Annotated in this window: 12 protein-coding genes; 5 read left to right on the top strand and 7 right to left on the bottom strand. The window is 39.8% G+C overall.

All coding sequences use genetic code 11. From position 1 onward, the window contains the following. Positions 1 to 7: 7 nt before the first annotated feature. Positions 8 to 484 carry a GNAT family N-acetyltransferase gene (locus tag A5888_RS19725; RefSeq protein ID WP_086349158.1) on the bottom strand — a complete coding sequence of 159 codons (477 nt, stop codon included), beginning with the start codon at positions 482 to 484 and terminating at the stop codon, positions 8 to 10. A gap of 97 nt (positions 485 to 581) precedes the next feature. On the opposite strand from A5888_RS19725, the gene A5888_RS19720 reads away from it, so the two are divergent. Next, a complete protein-coding gene (locus A5888_RS19720; protein ID WP_086349157.1) occupies positions 582 to 1,550 on the top strand; it encodes a diacylglycerol/lipid kinase family protein in 969 nt (322 codons plus the stop codon). A gap of 93 nt (positions 1,551 to 1,643) precedes the next feature. Here the strand turns inward: A5888_RS19720 and A5888_RS19715 are convergent, their stop codons facing one another. Next, positions 1,644 to 4,250 carry an ATP-dependent RecD-like DNA helicase gene (locus A5888_RS19715; protein WP_086349413.1) on the bottom strand — a complete coding sequence of 869 codons (2,607 nt, stop codon included), beginning with the start codon at positions 4,248 to 4,250 and terminating at the stop codon, positions 1,644 to 1,646. A 34-nt stretch (positions 4,251 to 4,284) separates the two neighbouring features. Beyond that, positions 4,285 to 4,914, bottom strand: coding sequence for a histidine phosphatase family protein (locus A5888_RS19710; RefSeq protein ID WP_086349412.1), 630 nt, complete (start codon positions 4,912 to 4,914; stop codon positions 4,285 to 4,287). A 200-nt stretch (positions 4,915 to 5,114) separates the two neighbouring features. On the opposite strand from A5888_RS19710, the gene A5888_RS19705 reads away from it, so the two are divergent. Beyond that, a complete protein-coding gene (locus tag A5888_RS19705) occupies positions 5,115 to 5,543 on the top strand; it encodes a GNAT family N-acetyltransferase (protein ID WP_086349156.1) in 429 nt (142 codons plus the stop codon). Between the two features lie 57 nt (positions 5,544 to 5,600). Here the strand turns inward: A5888_RS19705 and A5888_RS19700 are convergent, their stop codons facing one another. Continuing rightward, on the bottom strand, positions 5,601 to 6,935 hold the full coding sequence (locus tag A5888_RS19700) for a dihydrolipoyl dehydrogenase family protein (RefSeq protein WP_086349155.1): 1,335 nt from the start codon (positions 6,933 to 6,935) through the stop codon (positions 5,601 to 5,603). A gap of 298 nt (positions 6,936 to 7,233) precedes the next feature. On the opposite strand from A5888_RS19700, the gene A5888_RS19695 reads away from it, so the two are divergent. Together A5888_RS19695 and A5888_RS19690 are read left to right on the top strand one after the other, a co-directional pair. After that, positions 7,234 to 8,025 (top strand): hypothetical protein, encoded by a 792-nt coding sequence (locus A5888_RS19695; protein ID WP_086349153.1) that lies wholly within the window; start codon positions 7,234 to 7,236, stop codon positions 8,023 to 8,025. Positions 8,026 to 8,081: 56 nt separating this feature from the next. Continuing rightward, positions 8,082 to 8,978 (top strand): hypothetical protein, encoded by an 897-nt coding sequence (locus tag A5888_RS19690; protein ID WP_086349152.1) that lies wholly within the window; start codon positions 8,082 to 8,084, stop codon positions 8,976 to 8,978. 100 nt (positions 8,979 to 9,078) lie between these two features. On the opposite strand, the gene trmL is transcribed toward A5888_RS19690, so the two are convergent. Both trmL and A5888_RS19680 read right to left on the bottom strand, forming a co-directional pair. Continuing rightward, a complete protein-coding gene (gene trmL / locus A5888_RS19685) occupies positions 9,079 to 9,585 on the bottom strand; it encodes a tRNA (uridine(34)/cytosine(34)/5-carboxymethylaminomethyluridine(34)-2'-O)-methyltransferase TrmL (protein ID WP_086349151.1) in 507 nt (168 codons plus the stop codon). A gap of 234 nt (positions 9,586 to 9,819) precedes the next feature. Then, positions 9,820 to 10,668: a methyltransferase domain-containing protein gene (locus A5888_RS19680; protein WP_086349150.1), complete on the bottom strand. Its 849-nt coding sequence runs from the start codon at positions 10,666 to 10,668 to the stop codon at positions 9,820 to 9,822. A 206-nt stretch (positions 10,669 to 10,874) separates the two neighbouring features. Between A5888_RS19680 and A5888_RS19675 the strand changes: the two genes are divergently transcribed. Further along, positions 10,875 to 11,516: a copper homeostasis protein CutC gene (locus A5888_RS19675; RefSeq protein WP_086349149.1), complete on the top strand. Its 642-nt coding sequence runs from the start codon at positions 10,875 to 10,877 to the stop codon at positions 11,514 to 11,516. Positions 11,517 to 11,580: 64 nt separating this feature from the next. On the opposite strand, the gene mgtE is transcribed toward A5888_RS19675, so the two are convergent. Then, the gene (gene mgtE, locus A5888_RS19670) at positions 11,581 to 12,942 is read right to left on the bottom strand and encodes a magnesium transporter (RefSeq protein ID WP_086349148.1); all 1,362 of its coding nucleotides are present in this window, start codon (positions 12,940 to 12,942) and stop codon (positions 11,581 to 11,583) included. Between the last annotated feature and the right edge of the window lie 3 nt (positions 12,943 to 12,945).

Genomic DNA, 12,945 nt, shown 5'->3' with positions numbered 1-12,945 from the left:
CTCCCAGCTACTTTATTCTTTTTTTCAATATTTCCGTCTGTAAGCCATCCATCAAACCTAAAAAATCTGTTTCAAATCCATTGGATGTCAACAACCGTCTAGAAGCGACATTCTCAGGGTCAATAATAGCTGTAAGTAGAGAAAACTCTGAGCTATCACCTAGCTCCAACAGCTTTTGCATCGTTGCTTTTCCATACCCTTGATTCCAATACTCCGGCAAAAACATATAACCGATTTCCGCCTCATCTTCTTTCGGAGTCAAGTGTGCATAACCAATAAAGGTATCTGTCTGACTAACCAATACCTTGAATGAGCCAAACCTTGTTTCTTGATTTCTTAAAAGCAGCTTCTGGTAGTTCTCTTCTGCTTCTGATTTTGGAATCGCTCGTTCCGTGATTTGAGCCATAACGCGCTCATCTGATACTAAGCGATAATACGCCTCAAAATCCTTTGATGTAAACTTATGAAATTCAATTGATCTCATTTTTTCCTCCTTTATATCCTAAAGCCTTACAGCAAGCACCTTTTACTTACAATCTCCTCGCAGTCTGTTATAATAAACATTTGTACAGGAGGTAGTTATGGAGAAGCATCTATATCTCATCATCAACAAAGAAGCCGGAAGTGGGAACGGCAAAAAAGTTGCTGATAAATTAGAGAAGCAATTGGCATTGCTCTCAGTTAAGCATACCATTTTTTATACAGAATATGCTGGACATGAACGCTTGATCGTCCAACAGCTTGCCGTAGAAACTTTAGTTCCATGGCAAGAAGCACAGGAACATGACCTTTTTCCTCTGCTAGTCATCATGGGTGGTGATGGTACATTGCACAGTGCAGTTAATGCATTATATGAAATCGACCCAACAATTCCTGTGGGTTACCTGCCTTGCGGATCTGGCAATGACTTTGCTCGTGGAACAGGTATTGAGCGCCAGCTTGAAAAAGGATTATCACAAATCCTGAGAGCCGAAGAGCCTCAAATAATTCAAGTCATTCGATATGAGGATGCTGTCCAAAATGAAAAGGGATTTGCCGTAAACAATGTAGGCATCGGATTAGATGCTGCAATCGTTCAGGCAGCCAATACATCGAAGACTAAGCAAACATTGAATAAATTTAACATGGGCTCTCTTTCCTATCTTTTTTCGATCCTAAAAGTCTTATTTACTCAAAAAGGATTTCCTATCCTAGTGGATATCAATGGAAAAAGCATGGAGGTCAGTCGTGCCTTTCTTTGTACAGTAACGAACCATCCCTACTTTGGCGGCGGTGTTGCTATCGCTCCTACAGCTGATCCAAGAAAGCCAATATTCGATCTGGTTTTAGTCGAACGAATCAATATCTTCAAAATTTTCTGGTTGATTTATTTACTTTCTCGAAAGAAACATATGGAATCAAAAAACTTCCACCACTACCAGACGAGTAAACTGCGAATTGTTTCTACAATTCCGGAGTACGTCCATGCAGATGGAGAAATTTTAGGAGAACAAAATCTGGATATCACTTTTACGATCCATGAAGGACTATTTTGGTTTACGGATAATTGATTTTTACAAAAGACCATTGGCAATGTTTTATTTGCCCAATGGTCTTTTTCTTTAACTATCAATAACCTCAAAATCACATTCTTCCAATGAAATTCAACTCATGAAATCCATCGGCGTAACATTTTCCATGCCGATCATCGGATCGATCGATTGCTCACGAACCTTCTGCTCAGTGAGCAACCAGTCCATCTCAGCCTCTATTTTTTCTGTCACAGTACGCCCTTCATCAAACAAAGAGATTTCCTGCACAGCCGGCTTTTCTTGTTGTATTTTTCGTTCTGACTCAGAATTGTATTCTGCTGATTCCTCTTCGACTATTGTCTTCTCAGTCACTTTTGGCTTTGCTTCAGTGAAACTGTCGCTGCCTAAATCAGCATCAGAAAATGGCGAATCATTCGTCAGTCCTTCTTCATAGGCTTCTAGCTGTGTTCGGATTGTTAGAGACATGTTTCCAGCTTCAACAATTCGCTCTTTCAGCACAGTTCTCCGACTCGCGGATTCTCTACTCACACATTCTTGAAACGCATTGACCTCGCCCAAAAGGATGAGTAACTCCTTGCTTCTAGTCACAGCAGTATAGAGCAGATTTCTCTGCAGCATCCGATGATACTGTCTGACCATCGGTAAAATGACCATCTTGAATTCGCTCCCCTGAGACTTATGGATTGAGCAGCAATACGATAGAGTTATTTTGTTCCACTCGTTTCTTTTATAGCTAACCTCGTTATTATCAAATTGAAGGACCAGCTCATCTACCTTATCTTCCGATTCTTTCGCTGTAATGATTCCAACGATTTCACCCATATCACCATTAAATACATTCAACTCAGGAGTATTTACCAGTTGAAGGACCTTATCCCCAATACGATAAACTGTATCGTTCCAAGCCACTTCCTTTTTGGTTCCATCATTCGGATTAAAAATTTCCTGCATCATCTTATTCAGTGCATCGATGCCTGCAGCGCCTCGGTACATCGGTGCCAACAGTTGGATATCCTGTGCCGTAAACCCTTTGAGCTTCGCTTTTGTCACTATCTGACGGACATAGGTCTCGATATGGTACATATCACTAGGAAAAAACGAACGATCCTTCTGATTTTTAGTAAAATCAGAAGGTAGATGGCCTTGTCTAATTTCATGCGCTAACGGAATAATGCTTGATCCGTCTCCCTGACGATAGATTTCTGTCAGCTCAACACTTGGAATTTCTTCGATTTCCAACAAATCATGCAGCACTTGTCCCGGTCCGACAGAAGGCAACTGATCTTTATCTCCAACAAGAATGACCTGCATATTCGTTGGGATCGCCTTAAATAAGGTATTCGCTAACCACGTATCGACCATTGACATCTCGTCCACAATCAATAGTCCGCCTTCAAGCTCTTTGGCACTCATGCTCGGATTTTTTTCTCTCCCAGTCAAGCCCAATAAGCGATGAATCGTACTGGCATTCAATCCCGTCGTTTCATTCATCCGCTTTGCGGCACGCCCAGTCGGAGCGGCCAAATGAATTGGAAACATCTCCTGCGTATAATCCTTGATATCCAATGAAAGCCCATTTAGCTCAGCAAATAGATTAACAATTCCGTTGATAACAGTCGTCTTCCCGGTCCCTGGCCCACCAGTTAAAATGAATAATGGTGACTTGATTGCTTCTTCAATAGCGGATTGCTGAGACTCACCATAAACAATACCCAGCTGCTTTTCAATCATCCGGATGTTTTTTTTGACCTCATCTGAGTCGTAAGATATTTCTTTTTTTCGCGCTAATAACCGTTGAATAGAAGTACCTATCCCCCATTCAGAAAAATAGAGACTGTTTTCAAACAGCTTGGTTTCCTCTTGCTGAATTTTCCCCTCTTCTACTAAATGAATGATTTGATTCGCCACCTGATCCAAAGAAATTTCCACTGGTCTGCTGGCTTCGAGAAGCTGAACAACTTCATTCAGCAAGACTTCTGCTTCGACGTACGTATTTCCAGAACGGGCAGAGTGCTGAAAAATCTCATGAGCGATTGCCGCTCGAACGCGTTGATCTGCATCTGCCCGTATCCCGATTTGCTCGGCCAGACCATCTGCACGCTTGAAACCAATCCCCTCAATGTCTTCGACGAGCTGGTATGGGTTCTCCTGAACAATAGATAGCGCTTCTTCTTTATAGGTTTGATAAATAGTAAATGCCAGCTGACTGCCAAAACCATAGCGGCTCAAACCAACAATTACCTGTTCCATTCCGTGATTCAAGCGAATCGTATCAAGAATCAGCGCTTGCTTTTTCGCATTCAATTGAGGAATTTGCTCAAGAAGCTGGGGCTCTTCAATAATTCGATCGATGGCTTCCTCCCCCAGAACCTCCACAATCTTCTCTGCTGTTTTTTTCCCGATTCCCGGAAATTTATCACTTGAGAGGTATGCAACGACACCATTGGCCGAGGTCGGACGTTCTTGTCTGTAGCTGTCTACTTGGAATTGCCGCCCATAACGAGGATGGTCGATAAACTCACCAAAGAAACGATACGGCTCTTCCTCTTGAATATCACCGAAGCTGCCAGTAACAACAATTTCTTTCTCTAAAAAATCTGTATTTGTATCTGTCACCGTAACCAAAAGTACTTTATAAAAATTACTGGGATTTTGAAAAAAGATTGCTTCCAACTTACCTGCAATATACTTTTTTTCTTCCTCATATGCATCCATCATTTCAACTGTCACCCCCTACTCCTACTTTGAAATATTAGCGCAAGAAAGAATCATCATTCCACAAAATCATTTCAAAAGGCAATTGATTCTCCGGTTCCCTTGTTTTTAAAATCGTCAGACTATTATTATTAAGCCCACCCATTTCTCTCAACTCTGCCAAGTGTTTTCCTGATAGATGCTGTATAGCAGCCGTCAATGATGCACCATGCCCGACAAACAAGTAAGGACCTTCCCCGTCTGTCACAGCTTTCTTCACAACACTTGAAATACGGGCAATCGCTGATTCAATTCTTTCACCCTCAAACACTTGTGGCTCATAGTGAGCGAGATTATAGCGCATATTCTCTAACTGTTCCTCATACTGCTCACGCATCTCCATAATCAGCTGCCCCTCTAATCGACCCAACCCCAGCTCTCTCAAATCATCCGTATAAACGATTTCAACAGGCTGGAGCAATTCATCATTCAGTCCTTGCGCAGTTGTTCGAGCACGTAAAGAAGTACTTGAATATATTTTTTTAAAAGGAACATGCTTGATTTCGTTCCCTAGTTTTTTGATTTCTTCATAGCTTGATGGAAGCAGCGGTGAATCACCTGTCATCCCTTGAAAGCGCAGCTCTTTGTTCCATTCTGTCTTGCCATGTCTGGTAAAGTATAAGTCCATTTTTCCGTAATCCTCCACTGTCATTGTTTCCATGTTCAATACTATCCAGTTTATCATTTTCAATGAAAAATATCCATGCAGGTTCTCGTGATTCTCCAATTTGCAGAACCAATCATTAATGCCTTGGAAACTCGTAAAAGGGGCATTCTATATTTTCATTCACAGCCATCTTTGCTATACTGGAAAGTGGAGGTGATACAATGATTGAATTTGAAAAACTAGCCGTTGAAGCAAATGAAAAAGAGATAATTTCGCTATTGGATGCGCATCAAATCGAAGCTACAGGCGTCGCGCAACACATTCCAATAGATTTCTCGCTCGCTGCTTATGAAGACGGTACATACATCGGTGGAATCACTGCAAGTAACTGGATGAATACCACACATGTTTCGCTCCTTGCAATTGATAAGAACTACCGCAAACATGGTCTAGGCTCAAAGCTATTGATACAGGCAGAACAATTTGCTCAAGAACAACAGGCTGAAATCATCACGATCAGCACACAAGACTACCAAGCGAAGGGTTTCTATGAAAAGCATGGATACACTGTATTTGGTCAACTAGCTGATTCACCATTCAAAGGTACGACAAAATATTACCTAGAGAAACGATTAACAACAACTATTTAAAAACGGTTGGGCAGCACTTGGCACCCAGCCGTTTTTTATTCCTTTATTTTTCCTATATTAATACAGATAACTGATATCACTGGCAACTGTCGGATACAGCATAATTTGATTTGCCAAACGCTCAGCTGGAATTTTTTCATTGATCATCACAGTCATCAAATTGATCAATTGATCTGCCTCATTGCTTAACACCGAAGCCCCAACCAGCAACCCGCTTTCTTTGTCACTAATAATCGTTGCTTTTGCTACTGGTTCGTTTCGCTGCTTATACGTAAACCAACTTGACATATCCACTTCCTTTATTTCATAGGCATCCTTTTCATGTTCCTCAACAGTTATTTTCCCAACCTGAGCTAGTTTAGGGGAAGCAAAAAGGATCGTAGGAATTTCAGGATAGGCAATTTTTTCTGTTGTGCCTTTTCCTAATAATTTTCCCAGATAGCTACCTTCAAAGCTTGAGACGGGCGTCAGCTTCGGTTGGCTCTTTGCCAGACAATCACCTAAACCATAGATATTTGCTACTGTTGTTCGCAAATATTCATCGACCTTGATGCCCTTCTTATCATAGGCAACACCGAGCTGATCCAATCCCATATCCTCTACGTTAGGGATTCTACCTGTTGCGCAGATGATCTTATCAACAGCCATTTCTCCTCCAGATTGAAGCTTCGCAGTATACTGCTCTTCCTCCTCACTAATTTCAATAACCGATTCATTAAAATGGAAAATGATTCCATTCTCCTTCATATGTTGAATCACATCATCGACTTGCTTAGAATCGAATCCCTTTAATGGCTGGTCATTGTGGTGGATGATGTGCACCTCACTTCCACAGCTTGCAGCAATATTTGCCAGCTCAAAAGTAATATAGCCACCACCAATAAAAACCATCTTTTTTGGAAGATGAGGCATCGATAAAAACTCAGTACTCGTTTTCATGTATTCCTTACCTGGAATATCCAGTATGGCTGAACGTTGACCAGTTGCGAGGATGAATGAATCTGCGGTATATTTTTCTTCCTCTACTATTACTGTATGTGCATCGCTGAAAACAGCACGCCCTTCAATTGTTTGTATCTCAAAATCCCGCAGCCCATCTCGTTGTTCTTTGGGAACAGCTGAAGTAAATTTTTCCTTGAAAGCCATCAAATCCTCCCAACGAATTGCCGGCTTTTCTTGATAGCCATGTCCAATCAGCTGATCCATATTTTCCTGAACTTCTATCGCATGATAGAGGATTTTCTTAGGATCACAGCCTCGATTCGGGCACGTTCCACCCCATTTATCTGACTCAACAACAGCCACTTTCTTTCCAGCGGTTTTCAAATCATAGGCAGCTGCCATTCCTCCTGGTCCACTGCCAATAATGATCACATCAAATTGATTCTTCATTTCTCGTTTCCTCCTCTGACATTCTTTCCTTCATTATATCGAAGGAGAAAAATAGTTACGAATAAAAGGAATTTGAAAGGCATGTGAAGCACCTTTAAAAAATAAATATACTTAAAATCTTTCAATTTTCTCTCACGCAATGTCTTCGCTAGTTTTAAATAAATGAAAAATTTTCTTATTTCTCTCATATTTTTTCTATTATCGTACAATTTCTGGCATTTACATTACCAAGTGCCTTGTGATAATCTTTAATTATAGTGCGTTCAATTACGTATGAATAAAGAAATGGGGTTAGAAAATGAAAAAGATTGGTTGTTTAGGATTAGTACTCGTTTGCGGTATCGTACTCTCTGGTTGCAGTAGTACAGATACTTCCAAATTAGAAGAAAAACTGGATAAAATCACCAAAAATGTGGATGGACTTCACGAAAAAGTCGATGAGCTAAGTGAAAATGGTCTTGCAGCGAACAGCTCCGAAAGTTCCTCTGAGGAAGAAACAGACAAGTCTACTAAAGAAAAAGAGACCAAAGAAACAAAAGACAGCTCAAAAACCAAGGAAAGCTCTGAAACGAAAGACAGTAAATCAAAAGAAAAAACATCAGATGATACTAATGGTGTCAAGAACGTTGCGGTTAAGGATGATTCTCTGACCATGACAATCACTGATGTTACATTTGTTGAGCAAGCACCTGAATTTACAGAAGCAGAAGGACTTGTTGTTGTTACCTATCTAGTAGAAAATACGGGAACCGAAAGTATCGATTCTTATTGGGATCTTCAAAAATATATTTATGTTGCAGAGGACGATGAAAACTCTGAAAAGAGTCTAAATGGCGGAGGCGTCCTTGATAGATACGAAGCATTTGCAGAATTATACAAAAAGAGTCACTCAAAAATCAAGGTTGGCGGAAAAGCTGAAGGCGCTTTTGAATATTACATTACCGACAAAAGTAAAGATATCGTCGTAAAAATTGGTACAGAAGAGTATTTCAACCTATATGGAGAAGATAGTGCCGCTTCAGAGGTTTTTAGTAACGAGACAATTAAAAAAGATTTTAAAAAGAACGCCAAAATTGTTCCAAATGATTAGAAAGTCTATTTTATACAAAGGCTTGTCTTAATCTTTTATATTAGGAGGAAAATAAAATGAAAAAAATCACTGGGTTGGGTGTTATCTTATTATGCGGTCTCTTTCTTACTGGCTGTGGCAGTACAGATACATCTAAATTAGAAGGAAAAATCGATAAACTGGAAAAAAATATCTCTTCATTGAGTAAAAAAATTGAAAAATTAGAAGGTGTTGAAGCCTCTGACGATTCCGAAAAAGAAGACTCAGATGATGTACTTGAAGGAAAAGTAAAAGTTCCCGATCCTTATTTCAAAACACAGGAGCAGGTTGAGGCAGAATTCGAAAAGGCTGGTTTAAAAGTAAAATTCGTAACGAAGAACTTTGATGATGCTGCAACGATCAACAAAAAGAAAATTTATGAAGGCGACTGCTACCAGTTAGAAAGCGGCTGTGGTGCAGAATACTTTGGCAGTGACGATGTTGACCTAAAAGATGCTGGTTATTATGCTGAAAAAGGCGACACGATCATCGTTGGTTATACGGACCATGATTTCGATGGCAGCAAAGAAGCAGAGAGCTCTTCTAAAGAAAGCACAACGAAGAGTTCCAGCTCTGAAACAAAGGCGAGTGAAAAAGAAACAAAAACCGAAAGTGGTGTCACTAAATTAGATATCTCTGATGGTGAAATTGAAGCAATCAAAACGTATAAAGATTATTTAGACATCTATCAAAAAATCGTTTCTAACTATCTCACTGAATATGAGAATGTCTTTAAAGATACTGTATTGTATGATGAAGCCGCATTTGCCGACATGAAAAAGGAAAGTGAAGCTTCACTTGAGGAACAGAAAAAAGAATACGAAAAATTAGGTACGAAAACTTTGGTTGGTAAAGATACTCTCGTCAGCTTCTTAAAAACATATAGAGATAGCATGTCTGACTATATAGATACAATGAAAAATGCATTGAACTAAACGCTTAAAAACAAGCAAAAACCATACTAAGAATGGCTAACTCATTCTTAGTATGGTTTTTTATTATCTATCACTTGAACTAGAATTTAACCTGAAAGAACTAATCCAACTTATCATTCTCATAATGATGCTTCAATTCTAAATTTGGAAATGCTTGCTGCCGCAAGGCTTCATAAACAACTAAAGCAGCCGTGTTTGACAGGTTCAACGAACGCACGTGTTCATCGTTCATTGGTATTCTTAAGCATTTTTCTTCATTTTCACGCATGAAATCCTCTGGCAATCCTGTCGTTTCTTTACCAAACATGAAATAATGATTTCTACCATCTGCAAGGTTCTCATCACTATATACCTTATTCGCAAACTTTGTAATCAAATGTAAGGGCTCATCCCCTATAAAAGTCAGAAAAGCGGCCAAATCCTTATGATACGTGATAGTCACATCATGCCAGTAATCCAGGCCAGCTCTTTTTAGGTGCTTATCATCTGTCGAAAAACCTAACGGCTCAATGAGATGTAAGGGTGAATTCGTTGCAGCACATGTCCGAGCGATGTTCCCAGTATTGGCTGGTATTTGCGGTTCAAAAAGAACGATATGATTTGTCATTTTATGATTCCTTTCTACACAAAAAAGGTTGTTTTATTTGATGAATTAGGCAATAAAAAAACGTACCGCCTCGGTGTTAAATCACTGCGAGTCGCTACGTTAGTGAAGATCTTTTCACTAACTTTTATCAGAACAGGAACCTGATAAAAACCAATGAAAAAACAACTTGTATGTAATATAACACCAATAGCAGAGCTTTGCAATAGTTTTTCACAAATTAATTTTTTGTAAGCGTTATCTAATCTCTCCTACTAACATGCGCAAGTCAACTGTGATTTTTTCAAAAGGATTTCTTTGCAGTTCTGCTTTGATTTTAGGATCAGCCTGCCATTCTAATGGTGACATTTCCAATAAATCAAGGCGTCGTGCTTCCGGTATCTCAAAGACAGTCGCTACTCGCTCATTAGTGATGACCTTCATGGACTCAGAAAACTTATCAATCACCTTTTGATTCGAATAGGTTTGCTTCTTCTGATCATTTGGAAAAAATGCGGCTCGAAGTTCCTTCAAATACCCCGCTTCCGGAATGATTTTTACCACCTGTCCTCCTGGCTTCAATACACGAGCAAACTCCTTATAATGTGAAGGAGAAAAGATATTTAGAATACAATCAACTGAACGATCTGCAAATGGTAGATTCGTCAAATCTGCTGCACACCAGAAGGTTTCATTGGCTGGTTGATTTGTCGCAAGGTAAATTCCTTCCTTTGAAATATCAAAACCAATTTTTTTCTTTGCGGTACTCGCCTCTGATAATGCATTGAGAAAGCTTCCCTCCCCACAGCCGACATCAAGAACAAGCTCTTTATCATTCAAATAAGGAACAAGCTTTTTCAGCATACTTTCATACATGCCACTTTTGATCATTGCTTGCCGATGCACAAACATTTGATGATCATACTCTGTCTGTATATGCGTCTTAAGAAAATAGAGTGTTCCTTTTTTCGACAGCTCAAATCGATGTTTTTCTGTGCAAATCAAGGCATGGTCAGTTTGTATAAAAGAACTATGACAAATAGGGCATCGAAACGACGATGCATTTTCAGATAAAAATTTTTTTGCTATATCAATTTTTTTAAGCATGCACTGCTCCTTTTCATACCAATAATTTCATTCTGCTCTATCTTACAATGAGAAAGCTACTTTGGCAACACTGGAAAATGTGTTACAATGCCTATGGAGAAATCGAACAAGTTGAGCTTTGCACAGAAACAAGCTTTTCTCCTATCATTACTAAAAGGACGTTTCATAAATAGGATATTCTTACTGATATTTAAGGAGTGATCGACGTGATCAAAGAATTTTGTGCAGAAAATTATACAGATATCCCTACTGCTATTCGCAATGGTGCCGGTAGAATCGAGCTATGTGATAATCTCGCGGTTGGCGGAACAACCCCCAGTACAGGTGTAATTGAGGAAGCTTTACACTATGCTGGAGAACACTCTGTTCCCGTAATGACAATGATTCGACCTCGCGGAGGCAATTTTGTCTATAATGACATCGAACTGAAAATCATGCATACAGATTTGATTGAAGCAAAAAAAATTGGAACTGATGGGGTCGTTTTTGGTTGCTTGACACAAGAAAACTGGCTAGATGAAGAAGCATTAGAACTTCTTATCGAAACATCAGAGGGCCTACAAATCACTTTTCACATGGCTTTTGACTCATTAACTAAAGAAGACCAATTCAAAGCAATCGACTGGCTGGTAGAGCATGATGTACACCGCATTTTGACACATGGCGGACCTGCCGGATCAGCAATTGACGAGAACCTTCCACATCTGAAAGAATTGATCAGCTATGCAGCCGGAAGAATCATTATTCTTCCCGGAGGGGGAATCTCGTCTCAAAATAGAGAACAAATAAAAGAAGCACTTGGTGTCGAAGAGCTCCACGGAACGAAAATCGTTGCCTTTGATCAATAGCTAAAACTAAAAGAAGCCGTAAAGTCCAAAATGTACACATTTGGACTTTACGGCTTCTTTTTGATTAAGTAAAATAGCTCATAAAAATACTGGCAATATTAAAATAAATAAGGACACTTGTTAAATCACTCAAGGTCGTGATAAACGGACCGCTTGCCACGGCTGGATCAAAGCCCAGCTTGTCCATAAGCATTGGAATAAAGCTTCCTGCCAAATTCGCTACTGTAATGGCACAAAGCATCGCCATCCCAATCACAAAGCCAAGTGGGAAATTTTGCTTCCAAATACCAACAACAATGAATATCGTTAATCCGGTAATCGCACCTGTCACAACTCCTGTAAGGACTTCACTGACAATCAATCGCTTAAAATTATTGTCCTTTTCATCACTGACAGCTAAACGACGAACAGCAACAGCCAAAGACTGTGTTCCTGCATTCCCAGCTGTTCCGGTAATCAAGGAAATAAAGACTGCCAAGATACTGGCTTCACTAACTAAGGTTTCATAGTGACTGATAAGTGTAGCAGTAGACATCCCTAAAAACAATAGCGTGATGAGCCATGGTAGCCGCTTAGATGCTGCTTTGAATGGATTCTCGCTGACCTCTTCCACATCGACCCCGGCTAATCCTGAGTAGTCACTGGCTGCTTCATCATCGATGACATCAATGATATCATCAACGGTAACGATTCCCAGAAGATGATCATCATAATCAATAACAGGCAACGCCAGAAAGTCGTAATCACGAATCGTCTGTGCGACATCTTCCTGATCGTCTCCCACATGAACAGAAATCACCCGTTCACTCAAGATTTCACTAATCATCGTATCATCATCATTGATAATCAAATCACGAAGCGAAATAACTCCTACCAGGCGATTATCCTGATCCACAACATAGACATAGTAGATCGTTTCGGCAACATCTGCCTGATTTTTTAATACATACATCGCTGAGCGTACTGTCTGATTTGCAACAAGAGAGACATATTCGGTTGTCATGATAGAGCCGGCAGTATCATCTTCATAGTGGAGGAGCTCTTTTATCTCACTGGCGTCCTCTGCACTCATCAAGCTTAGATACTTGGCCATTTGCCCCTTATCCAGCATGTTCAATAAATCCACTGCATTATCCGTGTACATCTCAGAGAGCATTTCAGCCGCATAGCTTGGACGCATCTCTGCAATATAAACCTTCATATCATCATTATCTTCTTCAATGACATCAAACATATCAGCCAATTCCTTTGGAGATAGATAATTATAGACCCGTTCACGGTCCTCAGCCTCAAGAGATTGGTAGAATTGTCCCTGCTCGTATATATGAAGAGCTAAAAAGGTTTCACGAAATTCATTCATCTGCTCTGTTTTCAAAAAATTCAGCAATTCCTCGAATTGCGCTTCGATTTCTTGTCCTTCATTCATCCT

The sequence above is a fragment of the Enterococcus sp. 9E7_DIV0242 genome, assembly GCF_002140975.2.
In the GTDB taxonomy this organism is placed as follows: Bacteria; Bacillota; Bacilli; order Lactobacillales; family Enterococcaceae; genus Enterococcus_L; species Enterococcus_L clewellii.
Note: the sequence above shows the minus strand (reverse complement) of the source record. Positions and strands in the feature narration are given on the sequence as shown.